The following is a 21,059-nucleotide window of genomic DNA, read 5'->3' as shown; positions in this document are numbered from 1 at the left end:
TTCTTCCGATAGCCATTGCCTCCAAATTTCCCTGATTGTTGTTTTCAAAGGTTTAAAATTGGTTTGCAAACGCGAACGCTGCGCTTCTTCAGAATCGATTCCGTCCCCAACACTGCTCCGTTATCGCAAAAACATTTAAAATTTTTAAAAGATTTTCGGGCAAGATCACGCCAGATCGCTAGTCGCTTCCTCAACCTGCGCGCCGCTCACTCGTTCCAGTAGAACTTGCTTGATGTGATAGTTCTCGGTATCCACAACGGTCCACACATAATCGCCGTGTTCTACCGTATCGCCTTTTTCCACACCTACACCCTTCTGGTACTGAATCCATCCGGCCACAGTATCCATCTCTTCATTACCTTCAAAGATAAGTCCGAACTGCCGCTCCACTTCATCCAAAAGTACCCGGCCATTAATGAGATATTGATTCTCTCCGGTCTCCTGAATATCGGCCACCTCATCGGCATCGAATTCATCACGAATCTCACCGACCAGCTCCTCCAGGATATCCTCCATCGTAATGATTCCCGAGGTGCCGCCGTATTCATCCACGACCACGGCCATGTGTACACGTTCCTGCTGCATTTTAATCATCGCATCCTGGATACTTGTAACTTCGGACACGAACGGGATCTCACGAACGAACTCGCTTAGTTGATACGATCTTGCGGCTACCATGTCAGGCAAAATCTTTTTCACATTCACGACGCCGATAATGCGGTCCTTGTCCCCATCCTCGATGACAGGGTAACGTGAATAGTTATGTTCATCCAATATAGGAATAATATCGTCATAGGTCATATCCTGGTTTAATGTCACCAGTTCTGTACGCGGTACCATAATGTCTTTGGCATCACGTTCGTCGAACACAAATACATTTTCCAGATATGAGAGCTTGGTCTTGTTGTTCTCGTCACCTTCATAACTCTGGTTCATGATGATTTTGATCTCGTCCTCCGAGTAGGCTTGATCATGTTTGGCAGGCTTCACACCGAATCCTCGCAGAAGAACACGTGAGGTTCCGTTAAGCGCCCAAATGAACGGATACATGATTTTACCAAACCAATAAAGGGATGGGGAGAGCATCAACGTCAGTTTTTCCGAAAACTGAATTGCCAGCGTTTTGGGTGCCATCTCACCAATAACCACGTGCAAGAACGTAACGAGGATAAAGGCGATTGCATAGGAAGCAATCGACGAGATTGAAGGTGATACGTTCAGGTAATCGAATACCGGATATAACAATCTCTCAACCGTCGGTTTTCCGAGCGCTCCCAGTCCTAGTGCAGTGACCGTAATACCGAGCTGACAGGCTGACAGATAATAATCCAGGTCTGAGACAACTTTTTTGGCTAGTACAGCCTTTTTATTGCCTTCCGCGACCAGTTGATCCACTCTTGATGTACGAATTTTGACTACAGCAAACTCCGATGCTACGAAAAATGCAGTCAATGCAATCAAGATAATAAGTAAAGCGATATTCAATATGGTAATTATGTCCAATGATTTCCCCGGTTCTCAGGGATTCACCTCCAGAGATAGTTACAGCGTGATCCGTTAACTATGTTAACCATTCATTCGCTGTTTGTCGTTCAACATGGCGTATGCCTTATATGAAATCGAATAATGATCATATTTGTATATGTCGTACGTGTTTGACCTTGTAAAACCAAAACAGGAATTCAAGATGAAGTCAATGACTTGCAGAAACTTCTTCATTCAAATCGGGTTTACCCCTCATGCTGTCAATTGTTCCTCGCTTAACTCCACCTAGATTCGCCATTTGGACAATTTACAATATCGCCTACCCAATAGATATCCACCTCCCCTCGTACTCATTCCTGTTTCCGAAAAGTATACCATGTTTCCCGCTCAACCATCCAGTTGCACGTCATGGTTTGGAACAAGGTTACAGTATAATGTTCACAAATTAGTCTTTATGTATGTTACGTACTTTCTATAATATGATGGTTATTACCTCATAATGTGATAATCTTCACATGTTTAGTATAGTCCAATTTATAAAAATACTACCCTTTAGTTTAGGGCGTTAAACATGCGTGATCATCCTGATCTACTCCTAGTTTGCGTCTTTCCCATGTCTTTCTCGTATGGACAAGTCCGGCCGTTTACACAAGATACATCTATATACGCAGTAAAGAGCCCGCAGGATGCAAATACCTTTTGGGTATACATCTCTACGGGCTCTTGTATTCATTCTATACGAGTGCTTTGGCAGCAATGTCTGTCCGCTGATGTTTACCATCAAAATGGATACGCTCCGCCTGTGCATAGGCTTTGTTTCTGGCTTCGGCAATATCTGCACCAAGGCCAACTACGCCCAGGATTCGTCCACCATTCGTAACCCATTCTCCTGCTTCACTGCGCGCTGTACCTGCGTGGAATACCACGGCATCTTCTACTTGGTCCAGTCCTTCAATGACTACGCCTTTGGCATAAGGACCCGGATAACCTCCTGAAGCAAGCACTACACATACTGCGGCTTCATCGCTCCATTCAATCTCAATGTCAGCCAGCTTGCCATGAACGGTTGCCCAGAAGATATCGAACAAGTCGCTCTTTAGACGTGGCAATACAACCTGTGTTTCCGGATCACCAAAACGTGCGTTGAACTCAATGGTTTTGGGTTTGCCATCCGGAGAGATCATCAGCCCGGCAAACAATACGCCTTGGAACGGACGCCCTTCGGATACCATTGCCTTCGCAGTTGGTTTGATGATTGTCTCCACGGCTTCTTCAATAATCGATGCAGGGATATGTGGCAATGGTGAGTATGTACCCATACCGCCTGTGTTTGGCCCCTGATCATTGTCGAATACAGGTTTGTGATCCTGTGCTGCGGCCATCGGACGAACCGTCTCCCCATCGACAAAAGCCAGGATGGACATTTCCTGCCCTGCGAGGAATTCCTCGATGATGACTTTGGCTCCTGCTTCACCAAACACCTTGTCCACCATGATGCTGCGCAGAGCCTGATCAGCCTCATCACGGGAATAAGCTACCGTCACACCTTTGCCCGCTGCCAGTCCATCTGCCTTGATAACAACCGGAATTGCTTGCTCATTCAGGTATGCTTGAGCCTGTTCGTAATTGTCGAATTTCTCATAGGCTGCGGTTGGAATGTTGTACTTGTGTAGCAGATCCTTCATGAACGTTTTACTTCCTTCGATCTCTGCCGCATTGCGACGAGGTCCGAATACCGGAATACCGGTCGAATCAAATGCATCCACGATCCCATCCGCGAGCGGATCATCCGGACCAATAACCACTAAACCCACTTTAAGCTCTACAGCAAGAGCTGTTAGTTTATCGAATTCATTCACCGCAATGGCATGACACTCAGCCAGCTGAGCAATACCTGCATTTCCCGGTGCACAGTGAATCTTGTCTACCTTTGGACTCTTCGCCAGTGCCCAGATAATTGCATGCTCCCGGCCGCCGCCGCCTACTACCAAAATATCCATTCGCTCTGTTCCCCTCCGTGCATAACTGAATTTGTTACGCTATTGCGTGTTAAAAACCTAAAAAAGAGGGGGTGTACCATAAGTCATTAACATGACAGGCGACACCCCTTATTAAACCTTTTTCGTTCTAGTGTTTGAAGTGACGAATGCCTGTGAAGACCATGGCAATTCCGTATTCATTTGCTACTTTGATGGATTCTTCGTCTTTGATTGAACCACCCGGTTGAATCACTGCTGTGATTCCGGCTTTTGCTGCCAGTTCCAGCGTATCACCCATTGGGAAGAACGCATCGGATGCCAGAATAGCACCTTTTGCTTGCTCGCCAGCTTGCTCAATCGCAATTTTGGCTGCACCCACACGATTCATTTGTCCAGCGCCCACACCTACTGTCATGTCATTCGCAGCAAGTACAATCGCGTTGGATTTCACGTGTTTAACTACTTTCCAGCCAAACAACAGCTGTTTCAATTCTTCTTCCGATGGCGCACGATCTGTTACCACGTTCAGCTCGCTCGCTTCAATGGAATGCACATCCGACTGCTGCACGATCATGCCGCCGTCGATGGACGTTACCACGAATTGGCTTTCCCGTTTACGAGCAGCATTCAACTCACCCGTTTTGAGCAAACGAATGTTTTTCTTCTTCGTCAGGATATCGAGAGCCTCTTGCGTAAAGTCAGGAGCAAGTACGATTTCCAGGAAAATCTCGCTCAATTTGCCTGCTGTATCGCTGTCGATAATGCGGTTTGCTGCCACAATGCCACCAAAGATAGACGTTGGATCTGCAGCATATGCTTTGCTGTAAGCTTCATAGATACTTACGCCAATGCCTACGCCGCATGGGTTCATATGTTTAACCGCGACAACGGCCGGTTCTTCAAACTCTTTAACAATCTGCAATGCTGCGTTCGCATCGTTGATGTTATTGTAAGACAACTCTTTGCCATGCAATTGCTCGGCTGTTGTCAACGTATCTTGAGCAGCCAGCGGTTTGCGATAGAATGCGGCCTGCTGGTGTGGATTTTCGCCGTAGCGCAAATCCTGGAGTTTCTCGTAAGTAACCGTCAGACGCTCTGGCAACGGATCACCGTTCAGGTTGGAGAGATAGTCAGAAATAACTGCATCGTAAGCCGCTGTATGGCGGAACACTTTTGCCGCAAGCCGTTTGCGTGTTTCGAGAGTGGTATCTCCATTGCTGCGAACTTCTTCAAGCACCTTGCCGTAATCTGCTGTGTCAACAACGACACTAACAAAAGCATGGTTTTTGGCAGCCGAGCGAAGCATGGTTGGACCACCGATATCAATGTTCTCGATCGCGTCTTCGTACGTCACATCCGGTTTGGCGATAGTATCTTGGAAGGGGTACAGGTTTACGACAACGAGGTCGATATAATCCAGTCCGTTCTCTTCCATCTGGCGCTTATGCTCTTCGCTGTCACGAACAGCCAGCAACCCACCATGAACTGCCGGATGCAAAGTTTTAACACGTCCGTCCATGATTTCCGGAAATCCAGTCACATCCGAAATTCCGATGACAGGTACGCCTTCCTTCGACAACAGGCTGCTTGTACCTCCTGTCGAAATAATCTCCACACCCATTTGCGACAGCTCGCGGCAAAAGTCCACGATGCCTGTTTTATCCCATACGCTGACCAGCGCTCTTTTGATACTCACAATATGCTCCTCCTTTAATGTCCCATGGCTTCGCGTTTCCTGACGAAACACAGCCGATTTATTTCCCGAGAAATATCACAAAATGCGTACCAATATTCGACTTCTGTTATATAAGTGGAACTAAGATGTTTACACGGGACACTCCGATGACAGAACAACCTTCTAATCGCTGTTATCCCCAGATTTTTTGATTCCCTTTTCTTAAAGGGAAAATCCGGTGATAAAGGCGAACGCTTCGCTTTTTCAGGTTTTTTCTGTCCTCTCCGTTAATGTGTAAAAAAATTTCAACTTATATCAAACCGTTTTCTGTACTGTGACCTGACGTCCGTCTAACTGAACCAGACCTTGGGCGAACCAGGATACCACTTCAGGGTAAAGCTGCTGCTCGGCAGCATGAATGGAACGGCTGATTGATTCAGCAGTATCCCCTGGCAAAATGGGAACGGGATGTTGGGCAATAATCGGTCCGGTATCCATGCCACCGTCCACAAAGTGCACGGTCACACCCGTAACTTTCACGCCGTATTCGAGAGCCTGTCCAATCGCATCCTTGCCTGCAAATGCTGGTAGCAAGGACGGATGAATATTAATTAACCGCCCTGCGTAACGATCCACCACAACAGAAGTCAGCAGTCTCATATATCCCGCAAGAACGACTAAGTCGATCTTTTTGGATTCAAGCACTTCCACGATCTCTGCCTCATAGGCTTCACGGGAAGCATAATTTTTCGGAGTAAACAGATGACAATCCACGCCTGCGTCCTGTGCCCGCTGCACAACGCGTGCAGACGGTTTATCACATACGAGCAGATCTACGGATGCATCCAGCCCACCGTTTCGTACTGCATCGACCAATGACTGAAAGTTGGACCCTTCACCCGAGGCAAATACAGCTATGCGGTAGTTCGCCATTAAACATCCGCTCCCGTGAAGGTTACTCGCGCATCTCCTTCGGTAACACGGCCAATGATGTACGCTTCTTCACCAGATGCTTTCAGTTGTTGCAGAGCTTCCGTTGCATCTGCTTCATTAACGACCAGTACAAGCCCAACACCCATGTTAAATGTGGTGAACATGTCACTGTTCGAGACAGCACCCTTTTCCTGCAACAGGTTGAAGATCGGCAGGATCGGCCAAGAGCCGTAGTCAATATCCACATTCACGTTGCTTGGCAACATACGTGGGATATTCTCGATAAAGCCACCACCTGTAATGTGTGCCATACCTTTTACTTTTACTTTTTCCAGCAGGGACAACAGCGGTTTAACATAGATCTTCGTAGGTTCCAGCAGAGAATCACCTAGCTTACCGCCCAGTTCCGCTACTTCATCATGCAGATCAAGTCCCGCATCTTCCAACAAAAGTCTGCGTACCAGCGAGAATCCGTTACTATGCACACCGCTGGAGGCAAGTCCGATCACTGTGTCGCCAGGTGCGATGGTTGTACCGTTGATGATCTTCGCTTTGTCCACGATGCCTACCGTGAATCCGGCAATATCGTATTCGCCTTCACTGTACATACCTGGCATTTCCGCCGTCTCGCCACCAATTAGCGCACAACCAGACTGATGACAGCCTTCAGCGATTCCCGCAACAATAGCTTCGATCTTCTCCGGAATGACTTTGTCACATGCCAGATAGTCAAGGAAGAAGAGTGGTTCTGCACCCTGTACCACAATGTCGTTCACACACATCGCTACCGCGTCGATTCCGATAGTATCGTGACGGTCCATGGCAAATGCAATTTTCAGCTTGGTACCTACGCCGTCTGTACCGGATACAAGCACCGGCTCATCGTATTTATCTTTGTTCAAACCGAACAGTGCACCGAATCCACCCAGATCCGTCATCACTTCCGGACGGAAGGTACGCTTCACGTGTTTTTTCATCCGTTCAACCGCTTCATTACCTGCCGCGATATCGACGCCGGCCTTTTTATATGCTTCGGACACAACCATCACACCCTTCGTATCTTATATAAATTGAACTCGTGTATTAACACTTACCTCTTCGATGACAGAACAACCTTCCGATCGCTGTTATCTCCAGATTTTATCGTGTCAATGTTAAGTCCAATCCACCTATCCTTGCTCCATCTCTAACAGATGGTTTTGTACCAATTCAAACCCGGCTACGCCGAGCGTATTAAACTGGCTATACTCCTCAATCTGTAGGGTACGAATGTACTCATCGCCGCAGTATAAATGTCCGGCACACTGAAACACTCTCAGCTCTTCCTTTTCGGGAGTCAAAGGCGAATTACCAACGATCTTCCACGTTCCATTTCGGATATTGGCCGTAGAAGTGAAAATCACGTTGCCTCTACGTTTCCCAAAGGAATAGAAGAGAAAATCGCCATCTTCCATAATTGCTTTTTCGTCATCCCCAATACGAATCACGCCGAACGAAAATGCCTTTTTGAAACGGCCTTTTAGCGCACACACCACTTGGCATACCGCAAATCGGCCATCCTTCATCGGAATCAGAAATATATCGCCTTCACTATAGCTCTTTCTCATAAGCAAGGATTAACAGCTGCAGCCGAATTTTTCCTCGCCACCAAAGTCGAGGCGGGTTGGGTAATCATTATCGAAACATGCGAGGCAAAGCCCGCCTTTAGGATCATTCTGATTATCTCCCTGAATCGATGTAATCAGTCCATCCGGACTGAGGAACGACAGGGAGTCCGCATTAATTTCACGGCAAATTTCTTCCACCGACAGCTGTGAGGCAATCAATTCGCGGCTGTCAGGGGTATCGATGCCATAGAAACATGGGTTTTTGAAAGGTGGTGATGTAATGCGCACATGGACTTCGGTAGCTCCTGCATCACGCAGCATGTTCACAATCCGCCGGGAAGTTGTTCCCCGTACAATGGAATCGTCAATCATAACCACACGTTTGCCTTCCACAACGCGACGCACAGCGCTCAGCTTCATCTTCACGCCCTGCTCCCGCAATTCCTGGCTCGGTTGGATAAACGTACGTCCGGTGTATTTGTTCTTGATCATACCCATCTCGTACGGAATACCCGTTTGCTCCGCATAACCAATGGCCGCTGAAATACTGGAATCTGGTACCCCCGTAACCAAGTCCGCATCCACAAACGACTCAATGGCCATCCGGCTTCCCATCCGTTTACGGGCCGCATGCTGGTTCGCACCATTCATATCACTATCCGGACGAGCAAAATAAATATATTCCATCGCGCATAACGCCTTGCGGTGTTTGTGATGATCAAAGCGATCCTCGTGCAGACCATCTGCATCCAGCACAAGCAGTTCACCCGGTTCAATATCACGAATTAACTCTGCGCCGATTGTTTCCAGTGCACACGTCTCAGATGCAAACAGATACGCATCCCCTAGCTTACCCATCGTCAGTGGACGAAGTCCGTGCGGATCGGAAGCCACAAGCAGCTTGTCATTGGTCATGATCAGAAATGCATAACCGCCAACAATGCGCTGGAACGCCTCTTTTGCAGCTTCCACAAGCCCTTTGGAGGATCGTGCAATCAGATGCGCAATGACCTCGGTATCACTTGTTGTTTGGAAAATTGAACCGCTCTGCTCCAGCTCACGCCGGATCGTTGGTGCATTCACAATGTTACCATTGGTTGCTACCGCCAAATCGCCATCACGGTATTTGAATACCAATGGCTGTGCGTTCGTCAGTTTACTGTCACCACTTGTTGAATAACGGACATGTCCAATGGAAATATCCCCGGTCAACGTCTGCATCAGGTCTTTGGTGAACACTTCCTTCACCAGACCCATGCCGCGATGATAGTTAAACTGGCTGCCATCACTCACACACATGCCTGCACTTTCTTCGCCCCGATGTTGCAGCGCATGCAGTCCATAATAGGAGAGCGAAGCCGCGTCAGGGTGTCTGAAAACCCCGAACACGCCGCATTCTTCCTTCAATTTGTCGAGTCCTTCCTTGCCGGACCCTTCATTATAATAATCGCCTGTCCACAACGGTCCTGTCGTCAGTTCATGAGACATGGAATCGCATCCTCCCAGACCTGAGCCAAACCTCCTACAGGTTCGCTCACGGCTGATGTTCCGTTCAGTTCAATCGTCAGGTTACTTCCTTCTACACGTCCAATCACAGCTACAGGTACACCGCGCTCACGTACAAATGCTTCAAGTTTACCCGCTTGCTCTGGCGTAGCCGACAACAAGATACGGGATTGGCTCTCGCTGAACAGAGCGTGATCTGCACGCAGTGCAGTCTCCACATTCACCTGTGCTCCTACGTTACCGCTGATACAAGACTCTGCGAGTGCAACAGCCAAGCCGCCTTCAGACAAGTCATGTGCCGAGCGAACGAGACCGGATTGGATTGCTTCCAACACCGTGCTGAGCAACGCTTTTTCCGTTTGCAAATTCAGTTCTGGTGGGCGCCCTTCCGTCTGACCATGAACCGCGTATTGCAGCTCGCTGCCACCCAGTTCAGCTTTCGTTTCACCGAGGAGGATGATAACATCACCTTCGGATTTGAATGCTTGTGTCGTGATATGATCCGTATCATGAACGAGACCTACCATACCGACAACTGGCGTTGGATAGATGGAGCCTTTGGCGTTTTCATTGTAAAGACTTACGTTACCACCGATGACCGGCGTATCCAGCACACGGCAAGCTTCTGCCATACCGTCTACCGCTTTCTCCATTTGCCAGAAAATATCCGGCTTCTCCGGGTTACCGAAGTTCAGGTTGTCCGTAATCGCCAGCGGCTCAGCACCAGAACATACAATGTTACGAGCTGCTTCACTTACGGCAATCCGTCCGCCAACCTCAGGATCAAGGTATACATAACGTCCATTACAGTCCGTTGTCATCGCGAGACCTTTGCGTGTGCCACGAATCGTGACTACGGCTGCATCCGAACCTGGACGAACGGCAGTGCTTGTACGCACCATGTAGTCGTATTGATCATAAATCCATTTTTTACTTGCTACTGTTGGTGAAGCCAGCACTTGTTTCAGTGCTCCGCCCAGATCCGACACTTCGTCGTAACGAAGCGTGTCGATGGAAGCACTTTGCTCGTAGTATGCAGGTACAGAAGAAGGTTTGTCATAGACTGGACATTCGTCAACCAAAGCCGTCACCGGCATATCTCCGACCACTTCCCCGTGGTGGATCAATTTCAGACGACCGTCATCCGTTACTTTACCAACTTTGGCACAGATTACGCCCCAACGTTCAAAGATTTCCATCGCCTGCGCTTCATCCTTCGGCTCAACGACGAACAACATCCGTTCTTGGGACTCGGACAACATCATCTCGTAAGGCGTCATGCCTTCCTCACGCTGTGGTACCTGATCCAGATACAATTCCAGACCATTACCCGCTTTACTTGCCATCTCTGCACTCGAACATGTCAGACCCGCAGCGCCCATATCCTGAATTCCGAGCACGATGCCCGTGTCGATCAATTCCAGACAGGATTCCATCACCAGTTTCTCCATAAATGGATCACCGACCTGAACGGCTGTCCGTTGGGACTCGGATTCTTCCGTCAATTCAACCGATGCAAAGGTTGCTCCATGAATACCATCACGGCCTGTCGGTGGCCCAACATAATACACAGGGTTACCTACACCTTTAGCTACACCGCGCTGGATCTTGTCATGATCAATTAGACCTACACACATCGCGTTAACTAGCGGATTGCCTTCATAGCTCTCATCAAACATCACTTCGCCACCAACGGTAGGAATACCGATACAGTTACCGTATCCGGCAATACCCGATACAACATGCTCGAACAAATATTTAACGCGATCGCTCTCCAGCTTGCCGAAACGAAGGGAGTTCAGTATTGCTACCGGTCTTGCACCCATGGAGAAAATATCACGGATAATGCCGCCTACACCTGTTGCCGCACCTTGATAAGGTTCAACTGCGGAAGGATGGTTATGGCTTTCAATTTTGAATACCACGGCCTGGTTATCACCGATATCCACGATACCGGCACCTTCACCAGGTCCCATCAGGACACGTGGTCCAGACGTTGGGAAACGGCGCAGCAATGGCTTGGAGTTTTTATAAGCACAGTGCTCGGACCACATTACACTGAACACACCAATTTCGGTGTAGTTTGGCTTGCGCCCCATGAACTCACAGATCAGCGCATATTCGCTGTCAGATACGCCCATTTGTGCGTAAAGTTTATGTTCTGCGACCTGTTCTGCTGTCGGTTCCTTAGCGGATAGCTGCTGCGTCATGCCGATCCCTCCATGCTTTCAAAATAGATGTAAACATACGTTTGCCGTCTTCCGAACCTAGCAGTGAGTCCACTGCACGCTCTGGATGCGGCATCATGCCGACCACGTTGCCACCCTCGTTACAGACTCCCGCAATATCACCCAGGGAACCGTTCGGGTTGTTGCCATACGTAAATACGATCTGGTTGTTCGCTTGCAGACTCGCGAGCGTCTCCTCGTCGCAATAATAATTGCCTTCGCCGTGAGCAATCGGGATGATGATCTCTTCACCCGGTGCATAGTCACGTGTAAATGGCGTATCTGCGTTCGCCACTTTTAATACCGTATCGTGACAACGGAATTTCAGGGAAGTGTTGCGGATCAATGCACCTGGAAGCAATCCCGCTTCCGTCAGGATCTGGAATCCGTTGCAAATACCCAAAATATATTTACCTTGTTCAGCAGCTTTCGCTACCTCGTTCATTACCGGTGCAAAGCGGGAAATCGCTCCGCAACGCAAGTAGTCACCATAAGAGAAACCACCCGGAACTAAAATACAATCATAAGCCGATAGATCTGTAGCCGTGTGCCATACATAATCAACCTCTTGCCCAATGGCATCTTCCACTGCCTTGTAACAGTCGATGTCGCAGTTGGAGCCAGGGAACACAAGAACTGCAAATTTCATGAGATTAATCCTCCAATTCGTAGCGGTAATCTTCAACAACGGTGTTGGCCAGCAGCTTTTCACACATGACTTTCAATCGTTTCTCCGCTTCCGCACGATCTGTTGTATCCAGGTTCAATTCCATGACTTTACCGATCCGTACACTTTCCACTTCGTTGAATCCCATGGAATGCAGGGCTCCTTGAACAGCTACGCCTTGCGGGTCGAGTACGCTTTGCTTAATAGTGACATATACGGTTGCTTTGATCATGATCCTTATGTTCCTCCTCAGTAATGAACGGGATAAATGCTTTATGCTGTTAAAAATGGGGGTGGAGCTTGCTCCGGGGCGGATTGTTCTTTCCGGTCGCTTGTTGTCCCCAGGTTTTTTGATTGTTTTGGCCCGCTGTGCGGTCAAAACCCGGGGACAAAGGCGAACGCTATCGCTCCTTTAAGAACAATTCCGCCCCTCCGCTAGTCCATGCGACGTTTTTTTAAAGGCCTAAACCTTTACGTTGCACGGTGTGTAATGGTCTAGACTAACCATTACATGAAAACAATTAAATTTATTGTGCCGTTAAACGGTTATAAATATCGACATATCTTGCAGTTGTTGCTTCAACTACCTCTTGTGGGAGTGGATCGGGTTTGCTGTTCTTGTCCCAATCGGTTCCGGCGAGATAGGTGCGCACTGGTTCCTTATCCATGCTGTCGATCTCGATGTCGAGTTCGTAATTCTCTTTGGCCCAGAAGCGTGAAGCATCTGGAGTGAAGATTTCGTCAATCAGGATGACCTTGCCATCCACGATGCCGAACTCGAATTTGCAGTCTGCCAGAATGATGCCACGCTGATCACAATAATCACGGGCGAATTCGTACAGGCGCAAGCTTTTTTCCTGAAGCTCAACTGCGAGTGCGTCTCCCACCAGTTCTTTCATGCGATCCATTGAGATGTCTTCATCGTGACCAACATCGTTTTTGGCTGCCGGGGTGAAAATGGGAACTTCGAGCTTGGCGTTTTTGCGAAGTCCATCAGGCAACTTGATCCCGTTCACTTCTCCGCTTGTCTCATATTGTCTCCAACCACCACCCGTGATGTATCCACGTACAACACACTCAATATCAATGCGTTCTGCTTTGCGGGTTACCATGATGCGGTCTTTGAGCAATTCAGGGTCTGTGATGAGGTCGCCCAGTTGATTCACATCGGTATGAACGACGTGGTTCTCCATCATGTCACCTGTCAGTTCAAACCAGAAACTGCTGAGTTTATTCAGCACGTTTCCTTTCTCAGGAACTGCCGGGTCCAGCACGTAATCAAATGCCGATATACGGTCCGTAACCACGATCAGAAAATGTTCACCCAGATCGTACAATTCACGTACTTTTCCTTTATATAACAGAGGTGCTTTAACGAGATCTGCCGCAGTGGACAGTGCCATGGGCTCACCTTCTTTCAGGAGATGTAAAGTATACGTCCAATTCCCTTCATCACGCAGGGCCACTACGAATGCAGAACAACCTTTCGATCGCTGTTATTCCCGGATTTTTGATCTCACTTTCAAAGGGTTAAAATCCGGGAATAAAGGCGAACACTTCGTTTCTCCAGGTTTTTTCTGCCTTCTCCGTTCCAGCGTGAACACATAATCAACTTATACTTTTAGGGAGTAGAATACCTTATATATTAATCGTTCAAGCCGAGCTTTTTGAAGATGGTGTCTACGTGCTTCAGGTGCCATGACGGGTTGAATGCATCTGCGATTTCCTCTTCGTTCAGTACTTCCGTGATTTCCGGTGTGGATTTCACGATATCCTGGAACTGACGTTGCTCTTCCCATGCTTGCATCGCACGTGGTTGAACGGTATCGTACGCTTGCTCGCGGCTGAAACCTTTGTCAATCAGTTTAGTCATGATGCGACCGGAGAATGGTACTCCGTAGGTGCGCTCCATGTTGCGTTTCATGTTCTCAGGGAACACTGTCAGGTTCTTCACGATGTTACCAAAACGGTTCAGCATGTAGTTCAGCAGCATCGTTGCATCCGGCAAAATGATACGTTCTACGGAAGAGTGCGAGATGTCGCGCTCATGCCAGAGCGTTACGTTCTCGTATGCCGATACCATGTGTCCGCGAATGACGCGGGACAGACCGGAAATGTTTTCACTACCGATTGGGTTACGCTTGTGCGGCATTGCGGAAGATCCTTTTTGACCTTTTGCAAAAGCTTCTTCCACTTCACGGAATTCACTCTTCTGCAGTGCACGTACCTCTGTAGCGAACTTGTCCAGGGACGTTGCGATCAACGCCAGTGTAGCCATATATTCCGCGTGACGATCACGTTGCAATGTTTGAGTCGAGATTGGCGCAGGTTTCGTGCCCAGCTTCTCGCAGACAAACTCTTCCACAAACGGATCGATGTTCGCGTACGTTCCTACTGCGCCTGAGATTTTGCCGTATTGTACATTGTCTGCTGCATGACGGAAACGCTCCAGGTTCCGTTTCATCTCTTCATGCCACAACGCCATTTTCAGTCCAAATGTCGTTGGCTCTGCATGTACTCCGTGCGTACGTCCCATCATTGGTGTGTGCTGATAAGCCAGTGCTTTTCCGCGAAGAATTTCAATGAAATTCACGATATCCTTTTCCAGAATCTCATTCGCTTGACGCAGTACATATCCCAAGGCCGTATCTACGACATCTGTGGAAGTCAGTCCGTAGTGCACCCATTTCCGCTCCGCACCCAGACTTTCAGATACCGTACGTGTAAATGCGATAACGTCATGACGTGTTTCCTGTTCAATCTCATAGATGCGGTCGATGTCAAAAGATGCATTCTGACGAAGCAATGCTGCTTCTTCCTTAGGGATTACACCCAGTTCCGCCCACGCCTCACATGCACAAATTTCAACTTCCAGCCACGATTGGAATTTGTTTTCTTCGGTCCAGATGGCTCTCATTTCGGGTCTGCTATAACGTTCAATCATGAATTTGTATTCCTCCAGAGATTAGTTTGTTCAATCCATTGTAATCCTTCTTCAACATCCTGACAGAGCAGATTCACATGCCCCATCTTCCGTCCTGTTTTCGCTTCGGTTTTACCATATATATGAAGCTTGGGAATCACACCGAGCTCTATCGCTTCAGCATCAGGTTGCCCTGTTCTTGCGATAATACCTTCCAGATGCTCTCCAAGCACATTGACCATAACAACCGGAGTCAATAACGAAGTGTCCCCAAGTGGTAACCCGCAGATGGCACGGATATGTTGTTCAAACTGAGAAGTCGCACAAGCTTCCATGGTATAGTGACCAGAATTGTGCGGTCTTGGTGCCAGTTCGTTGACGTACAGTCTTCCATCCGCCGCCACAAACAGTTCCACAGCCAGCAGTCCGACAGCCTTCATCGATTCTGCCACCGCGGCTGCCAGCTTTTGAGCTTCAATCTGGATGTCTGCAGCAACTCTAGCCGGTACGATTGACGCATGCAAAATGTTGTTCACATGAATGTTCTCCGCTGGCGGGAACGTCTTGATCTCCCCATTTGTACTACGCGCTACAACGACCGATATTTCGCATTCGAACTTGATGAATTGTTCCAACACCAGTTCCGCACCTGTAGCTGCAAGTTCTTCGTATGCGGCAACAGCCTGACTTGATTCCCGGATTACCCGTTGGCCTTTGCCATCGTAGCCGCCAGTCACCGTCTTCAGTACACATGGCACTCCAAGTTCGCTTACAGCAGCAAGCATCGTAACCGCACTCGTGATTTCACGATAAGGCGCGACTCTTACTCCAGCGGCTTCAATCGCCCGTTTTTCACGCAACCGATGTTGTGTGGTGTACAGTAACGCACTTCCTTGCGGTACGTAAGATTCACGCTCGAGCAGCCCAGCGACTTCTGCATCCACATTTTCGAATTCATACGTAATGACATCGCATTGCCGAGCCAGTTCAAGTGCAGCTTTGGCATCGTCATATCCTGCTTCAATCTGACGAGCAACTTGACCACAGGGTGCATCCGGAGCGGGATCTAGGGTAACAAATCGATACCCCATCGCCGTGCCTGCGAGCGTCATCATGCGTCCGAGCTGTCCCCCTCCAAGAATACCGATGGTTGTCTTCCCGGGCAGCAGGACTTTCTGTAGTTCTCCTGCTATATCGGATTGGTTCGCTACTCTACTCATAGTTCTTCACTGCTTTCGAGTACTTCTTGTTTGATGCGCTCTCTTCTAGCTTCAGAGCGACGTTGAACATCCGGGTCAAATGCACCGATCATCTGAGCTGCCAGCAATCCTGCATTCGTTGCCCCTGCCTTGCCAATCGCTACAGTTGCGACGGGAATACCACCGGGCATCTGAACAATGGACAACAAGGAATCGAGACCGTTCAATGCTTTGGATTGAACGGGAACGCCAATGACCGGAAGCATCGTTTTGGAAGCGACCATCCCGGGCAGATGTGCTGCCCCGCCTGCGCCTGCAATGATCACCTTGAATCCTCGATCGATTGCTTGCTCTGCGTATTCGAACATCAAATCCGGTGTACGATGGGCTGAGACTACTTTTTTCTCATATCCAATCTCCAGTTCATCCAACACCTCGCACGCATGCTTCATCGTTTCCCAATCCGACTTACTGCCCATGATTACAGCGACTTGCAGTGACATGAATACATCCAACTCCCGTCTGAGCTTTTTTGATTACATCTGATATGAAGGAATTCATTTTACGTGTGAAATGAAAAAATCCGCTACCCGCGAAAACATCACATTTTCTCCGGACACCGGACTCCAAGAAATACGTATCCCTCATTTGGGCATGCCAAAAGGGGGCTTGCTGTCCGCATCTGGTTCATGCGACTCTCAGCCGTATCTCCTCGTAGTCCGGAAATTTACGGTTCCCGGGTAGATACTTCCGGGCCCTATTCCCGGCGTTATACGAGCAAATATCTATTCAAACCATCTTCATTCGTTTTGTAATATCTTGTTACACATTTCGTTCCTACTCGACCTTATTCTTACCTGATCGACACATCTAACATTCTAACAATCCCCTACAGCTAATGTCAACTTAAAGACGAACATTTAACATATTGACAAATATAATGTTCGGGAATTGCTTCATTAAATTCGCTTAGTCATCCATTTCATCCCATAAAAGAAAGCCGGCTCCTCTTCAATCTCTCGAAGACAACCGGCTTCCTGCTTTTCAGTGCATCCACACTTCATCCATTATTTTACGATCAGTACTGGAACCTGAGCATGCTGCACTACATTGTGACTGACACTACCCAAGACAAATTCCCGAATTCCGCCCAGTCCGCGGCTACCAATGATAATGATATCAGAATCATTTTCTTTGGCAAAATCAAGCAGCACTTCCGCAGCCGCTCCTTGAATCAGGTCCACGTTGGCCGTTACACCAGCAGCCTGGATTCTCTCTTTCGCTTCATCCGTCGTCTGCACCGCCAGATTGTAGTAGTCATTATTAAGTGAAGGTGGCAGTGGAGCCAACCCCTCCCCGATGAATACACGCGGGAAATCAAAAGCATGAATGACATCCAGTACTGCATTTGGGGACACTTTAGCTAGCTCAATCGCACGATCAAGTGCTTTATTTGAAGCTTTGGAACCATCATAAGCCACTAATATTTTGGAAAATAACATGTGAATCCCGTCCCTTCCTTTATATGTAGAGCACGCGAAGCAAGCTTCGGTCTGACATCCAATAAACTAACAGAACCATATAACTCCTTAAACGTCCCGGAGTCACTATGAACCATTTATACGAATGAATTTACATATCAGACCAATTAACGATACACCTTCACTTCAGCATAAGTCCAGTTCGATATCTCCAATCCTACAATTAAAAACATAGAAGGAATGGTTACGCATGTGTTCCATGTGTTCATTGAATAAAGTAACCATAGATTACCGCATTCAAGAACAACAGCAACGGAATGCCAATGGTGAAGCTGGGATGTTTGGTTTTATGCCTTTTCCGATACATCGCGATCCAGACTCCCAAAGCACCACCAATAAACGCAAGCAAAAACAACGTCCGTTCGGGTGTACGATCACGCCGTTGCTGTGCACGCCTCTTGTCATCCGACATCACCAGATAACCAACTACATTAATAAATAGAAACCACAATATAAGTCCGGTTTGCATATAATTCTAGCGATCCCCCTGTCCCGGGACATCTCCCTGTCTCCATTATAATCCTCATCAGAGACATGTTCAACGCACCGGTAGGGAACCGCAAGTTTGTGTAAGAATGGTAACTTCTGACTCTACGACTCCTGTTTTGGAATACCGTTCAGGCTTGGTGCTCTTTTGGCTGCTTTGTCCGGGCGCACAGCGATACTCTCTTCCCGAATACTGTCTTTGTTTTGCTGATTATGGATTTTCTCTGGTTTGTTATGCGGCATATAGGTATCACCTCCTTGGCTTACGTTGCCTGAAAACGAAGGATCTTATACGACTTCACATAGATGAGTAGAGAAAAGTTATAATCAGTCCCTTTGGAGTAAATGAGTACATCATTCGCATGGCTCGTACCGCACGAGGCAGGATTTCAACTACCTCAAACGTGTTACTGCCCTTTTTTCTCCATAGCCGCCTTCAGCAGATCGCCCAGATTGGACCCAATCGACTCTTGCTTCGCATACTGCTTAACTAATTTTTGCTGATCGCGTTTGTTCACATGCTGTTTGTCCTTATCCAATGTTTCTGTAATGCCACAAGGCAGACACTGCACGTATAGTCCCGCCTTACCTTCTTTGATTTCCATCTTTTTGTGGCACTGGGCACAACGTCGATTGGACAGTCTCTTCTCTGCCGAACGACGATACCCGCAGTCCTCGGTAGGACATACAAGGAATTTACCGCGCTTGCCCTTCTTCTCCAGTAATCGTGCGTTACAGTCCGGGCAATGGCTATTGGATACATTATGCGGCTTATACTCCGCTTTGCTGCCTTTTACCGTAGACACCAACTCTTTCGCCATGGATCGGATACTATCGAGAAACGGTCCCGGTTTCCCTTGCCCACGAGCGATGCGTTCCAGTTCAGCTTCCCAGCGGGCAGTCAGATCCGGTGTACGAAGCTGCGGAGCAGCCAGTTCAATCAACTGTTTACCTTTTCCAGTCGGGTGCATGCTGTTGCCCTGTCGATCAATCGTGTCGGAACTGACCAGCTTCTCAATAATATCCGCTCGTGTCGCCGGAGTGCCCAGTCCATGCTTTTCCATCTGGGAAAGCAAAGCAGCTTCGGTATACCGTTTGGGCGGCATCGTCCGTCCAGTTTTAATATGACAACGCTGAACCGTCACGGATTGTCCTTGCTGCACATCTGGCAAAAGCGTACGCTCATGGTCTGCTGCATCCTCAGCCCGGTCATCGTCATCATCGCTGTAATCGCCGCCGTATACTTCACGCCATCCACTTTCTTTCACCGTTGTACCTTTGACATGGAAGGAGTCGTTCCCCACTTGAACCGTGATCGCAACCGAATCGTACTTCGCTGCCGGATAGAACAGGCTGATAAAACGACGTACGATCAGATCGTACAATTTGCGTTCCTCTGGATTCAATTGATTCAGAAGCACCGTCTGCTCCGTGGGGATAATCGCATGGTGATCCGTAACTTTGCTGTCATCCACAATACGTTTGGTGATATTCAGATTTTTGCGCAGCAAAGGACGTGCCAAAGACGCATAAGGCCCAATGGCTACACTGTCCAGACGTTCTTTCAATGTGGCTGTCATATCGGAAGTCAGGTATCGGCTGTCTGTACGCGGATACGTCACAAGCTTGTGCTGTTCATACAGACGTTGCAGGACGTTTGATGTTTGCTTTGCAGAGAAACCATATTTCCGGTTGGCATCCCGTTGAAGTTCCGTCAGATCATATGCCAGTGGATGAGGCTCTACCTTCTCGCTTTTCTTCACTTGGGCAATCATGCCCTTGCGCCCGTCTACCCGTTTCTTCAATTCCTGCGTTTCCTGAGGGTCAAAGATTCGCGAATCTCCCCCAGTTGCCCGCCACACAGCCTGAAAACCTCCCAAATCTGCCGTTAACGTCTCATACTCCTGCGAGCGGAAACCGTTAATTTCATTTTCTCTGTCCATAATCATGCCCAAGGTTGGCGTTTGGACCCGTCCAGCAGACAACTGCGCATTGAAACGAACGGTTAACGCACGGGTCACGTTAAGCCCAATCATCCAGTCGGCCTCCGCCCGGCAACGTGCAGATTCATAGAGACGGTCAAACTGACTGCCTGGCTTCAGCGAAGCAAATCCGTCTTTGATCGCCTTATCTGTCTGGGATGAAATCCACAGGCGTTTAAAAGGTTTTTTCCACCCCGCCATCTGTATGATCCAACGGGCCAGCAATTCTCCCTCACGCGCTGCATCCGTCGCAATGACAAGCTCCCCCACATCCTGACGCTTCATCAGCTGCTGTACTGCTTTATATTGATGGTTGGTCTCTTTAAGCACCTTCAGTTTCGTACGCTCTGGCAGAATGGGCAGGTCCTCCAGATTCCATGTTGCATACTTCTTGTCGTAATCCTCCGGTTCAGCTAATCCCACCAGATGTCCAAGCGCCCAGGTAACGATATATTTCGGGCCTTCCATATAACTTTTATGTTTATCACGCGCACCCATGACTCTGGCTATTTCGCGTGCTACAGATGGTTTTTCTGCGAGTACCAATGTCTTCACTTCATATCTCTTCCTCTCTGTCATGCCTTATGTCTCTTCTATTCCTATCTTTTCATTATATCATTTCACGGTAAAGGTATGCTCTGTCTTCTCCCTTTCCCAATCTACTTGCATTCTGTAACCTCATGTTTAAACAATATGTCGTATTCATGTCACTTTTAATTACATTAATTCGTTTGATAGTTTTCCTGAGTACACGGAATCAGAAGCATCAGTAAGTATTAACACTGTAAAGTGTTGATGTATACGTTTTTTTGGATAAATATAAACATTGTAAGATTACCTCACATAAC

18 protein-coding genes and 1 riboswitch are annotated in these 21,059 nt (G+C 48.1%); all 18 genes read right to left on the bottom strand.

Annotation, left to right across the window (positions count from 1 at the left end):
- Window positions 1-165: 165 nt before the first annotated feature.
- Window positions 166-1,503 (bottom strand): hemolysin family protein, encoded by a 1,338-nt coding sequence (locus NYE45_RS03735; protein WP_340015635.1) that lies wholly within the window; start codon window positions 1,501-1,503, stop codon window positions 166-168.
- A gap of 716 nt (window positions 1,504-2,219) precedes the next feature.
- Window positions 2,220-3,485: a phosphoribosylamine--glycine ligase gene (gene purD, locus NYE45_RS03730; RefSeq protein WP_340015632.1), complete on the bottom strand. Its 1,266-nt coding sequence runs from the start codon at window positions 3,483-3,485 to the stop codon at window positions 2,220-2,222.
- A gap of 127 nt (window positions 3,486-3,612) precedes the next feature.
- Window positions 3,613-5,160, bottom strand: coding sequence for a bifunctional phosphoribosylaminoimidazolecarboxamide formyltransferase/IMP cyclohydrolase (gene purH / locus NYE45_RS03725; RefSeq protein ID WP_340015631.1), 1,548 nt, complete (start codon window positions 5,158-5,160; stop codon window positions 3,613-3,615).
- A gap of 294 nt (window positions 5,161-5,454) precedes the next feature.
- Window positions 5,455-6,072: a phosphoribosylglycinamide formyltransferase gene (gene purN, locus NYE45_RS03720; protein ID WP_340015630.1), complete on the bottom strand. Its 618-nt coding sequence runs from the start codon at window positions 6,070-6,072 to the stop codon at window positions 5,455-5,457.
- Entirely contained in the window at window positions 6,072-7,112 is a 1,041-nt protein-coding gene (purM, locus tag NYE45_RS03715) for a phosphoribosylformylglycinamidine cyclo-ligase (protein ID WP_340015629.1), read from the bottom strand. The genes purN and purM overlap by 1 nt, the downstream gene beginning before the upstream one ends.
- A 129-nt stretch (window positions 7,113-7,241) precedes the next feature.
- Window positions 7,242-7,679, bottom strand: coding sequence for an immunity 26/phosphotriesterase HocA family protein (locus tag NYE45_RS03710; protein ID WP_340015628.1), 438 nt, complete (start codon window positions 7,677-7,679; stop codon window positions 7,242-7,244).
- A 9-nt stretch (window positions 7,680-7,688) separates the two neighbouring features.
- Window positions 7,689-9,167, bottom strand: a complete 1,479-nt coding sequence (gene purF, locus NYE45_RS03705; RefSeq protein ID WP_340015626.1) for an amidophosphoribosyltransferase — start codon at window positions 9,165-9,167, stop codon at window positions 7,689-7,691.
- Window positions 9,152-11,395, bottom strand: coding sequence for a phosphoribosylformylglycinamidine synthase subunit PurL (gene purL / locus NYE45_RS03700; protein WP_076333435.1), 2,244 nt, complete (start codon window positions 11,393-11,395; stop codon window positions 9,152-9,154). The genes purF and purL overlap by 16 nt, the downstream gene beginning before the upstream one ends.
- Window positions 11,373-12,062, bottom strand: a complete 690-nt coding sequence (gene purQ, locus NYE45_RS03695; protein WP_062836209.1) for a phosphoribosylformylglycinamidine synthase subunit PurQ — start codon at window positions 12,060-12,062, stop codon at window positions 11,373-11,375. Before purQ ends, purL begins: the two co-directional genes overlap by 23 nt.
- A 4-nt stretch (window positions 12,063-12,066) precedes the next feature.
- Window positions 12,067-12,312, bottom strand: a complete 246-nt coding sequence (gene purS / locus NYE45_RS03690) for a phosphoribosylformylglycinamidine synthase subunit PurS (RefSeq protein ID WP_340015625.1) — start codon at window positions 12,310-12,312, stop codon at window positions 12,067-12,069.
- Window positions 12,313-12,607: 295 nt separating this feature from the next.
- Window positions 12,608-13,483: a phosphoribosylaminoimidazolesuccinocarboxamide synthase gene (locus tag NYE45_RS03685; RefSeq protein WP_340015623.1), complete on the bottom strand. Its 876-nt coding sequence runs from the start codon at window positions 13,481-13,483 to the stop codon at window positions 12,608-12,610.
- A 242-nt stretch (window positions 13,484-13,725) separates the two neighbouring features.
- Window positions 13,726-15,024 (bottom strand): adenylosuccinate lyase, encoded by a 1,299-nt coding sequence (gene purB, locus NYE45_RS03680; RefSeq protein WP_340015622.1) that lies wholly within the window; start codon window positions 15,022-15,024, stop codon window positions 13,726-13,728.
- Window positions 15,021-16,223, bottom strand: coding sequence for a 5-(carboxyamino)imidazole ribonucleotide synthase (gene purK / locus NYE45_RS03675; protein WP_340015620.1), 1,203 nt, complete (start codon window positions 16,221-16,223; stop codon window positions 15,021-15,023). Before purK ends, purB begins: the two co-directional genes overlap by 4 nt.
- Complete coding sequence (purE, locus tag NYE45_RS03670; protein ID WP_105602018.1) at window positions 16,220-16,705, bottom strand: 5-(carboxyamino)imidazole ribonucleotide mutase; 486 nt, start codon at window positions 16,703-16,705, stop codon at window positions 16,220-16,222. Before purE ends, purK begins: the two co-directional genes overlap by 4 nt.
- A gap of 192 nt (window positions 16,706-16,897) precedes the next feature.
- Window positions 16,898-16,999, bottom strand: a riboswitch (purine riboswitch).
- A gap of 270 nt (window positions 17,000-17,269) precedes the next feature.
- The gene (locus tag NYE45_RS03665) at window positions 17,270-17,704 is read right to left on the bottom strand and encodes a universal stress protein (RefSeq protein ID WP_047840488.1); all 435 of its coding nucleotides are present in this window, start codon (window positions 17,702-17,704) and stop codon (window positions 17,270-17,272) included.
- 244 nt (window positions 17,705-17,948) lie between these two features.
- A complete protein-coding gene (locus NYE45_RS03660) occupies window positions 17,949-18,212 on the bottom strand; it encodes a DUF1294 domain-containing protein (protein WP_017690702.1) in 264 nt (87 codons plus the stop codon).
- 122 nt (window positions 18,213-18,334) lie between these two features.
- Window positions 18,335-18,472 (bottom strand): hypothetical protein, encoded by a 138-nt coding sequence (locus NYE45_RS03655; RefSeq protein ID WP_017690703.1) that lies wholly within the window; start codon window positions 18,470-18,472, stop codon window positions 18,335-18,337.
- A gap of 164 nt (window positions 18,473-18,636) precedes the next feature.
- On the bottom strand, window positions 18,637-20,766 hold the full coding sequence (locus NYE45_RS03650) for a DNA topoisomerase III (protein WP_340017297.1): 2,130 nt from the start codon (window positions 20,764-20,766) through the stop codon (window positions 18,637-18,639).
- Between the last annotated feature and the right edge of the window lie 293 nt (window positions 20,767-21,059).

This window comes from Paenibacillus sp. FSL K6-1318 (genome assembly GCF_037976905.1).
GTDB lineage: Bacteria > Bacillota > Bacilli > Paenibacillales > Paenibacillaceae > Paenibacillus > Paenibacillus amylolyticus_A.
This window is presented reverse-complemented; position numbering and strand designations above follow the sequence as displayed.

Excerpts from the sequence above, each read along its gene's own strand:
- purE (WP_105602018.1), bottom strand. The coding sequence starts at position 16,705 with ATGTCACTGCAAGTCGCTGTAATCATGGGCAGTAAGTCGGATTGGGAA.
- NYE45_RS03710 (WP_340015628.1), bottom strand. The coding sequence starts at position 7,679 with ATGAGAAAGAGCTATAGTGAAGGCGATATATTTCTGATTCCGATGAAG.
- purL (WP_076333435.1), bottom strand. The coding sequence starts at position 11,395 with ATGACGCAGCAGCTATCCGCTAAGGAACCGACAGCAGAACAGGTCGCA.
- NYE45_RS03660 (WP_017690702.1), bottom strand. The coding sequence starts at position 18,212 with ATGCAAACCGGACTTATATTGTGGTTTCTATTTATTAATGTAGTTGGT.
- purB (WP_340015622.1), bottom strand. The coding sequence starts at position 15,024 with ATGATTGAACGTTATAGCAGACCCGAAATGAGAGCCATCTGGACCGAA.
- purN (WP_340015630.1), bottom strand. The coding sequence starts at position 6,072 with ATGGCGAACTACCGCATAGCTGTATTTGCCTCGGGTGAAGGGTCCAAC.
- NYE45_RS03665 (WP_047840488.1), bottom strand. The coding sequence starts at position 17,704 with ATGTTATTTTCCAAAATATTAGTGGCTTATGATGGTTCCAAAGCTTCA.
- NYE45_RS03655 (WP_017690703.1), bottom strand. The coding sequence starts at position 18,472 with ATGCCGCATAACAAACCAGAGAAAATCCATAATCAGCAAAACAAAGAC.
- purK (WP_340015620.1), bottom strand. The coding sequence starts at position 16,223 with ATGAGTAGAGTAGCGAACCAATCCGATATAGCAGGAGAACTACAGAAA.
- NYE45_RS03685 (WP_340015623.1), bottom strand. The coding sequence starts at position 13,483 with ATGGCACTGTCCACTGCGGCAGATCTCGTTAAAGCACCTCTGTTATAT.
- purF (WP_340015626.1), bottom strand. The coding sequence starts at position 9,167 with ATGTCTCATGAACTGACGACAGGACCGTTGTGGACAGGCGATTATTAT.
- purS (WP_340015625.1), bottom strand. The coding sequence starts at position 12,312 with ATGATCAAAGCAACCGTATATGTCACTATTAAGCAAAGCGTACTCGAC.
- purD (WP_340015632.1), bottom strand. The coding sequence starts at position 3,485 with ATGGATATTTTGGTAGTAGGCGGCGGCGGCCGGGAGCATGCAATTATC.
- purQ (WP_062836209.1), bottom strand. The coding sequence starts at position 12,062 with ATGAAATTTGCAGTTCTTGTGTTCCCTGGCTCCAACTGCGACATCGAC.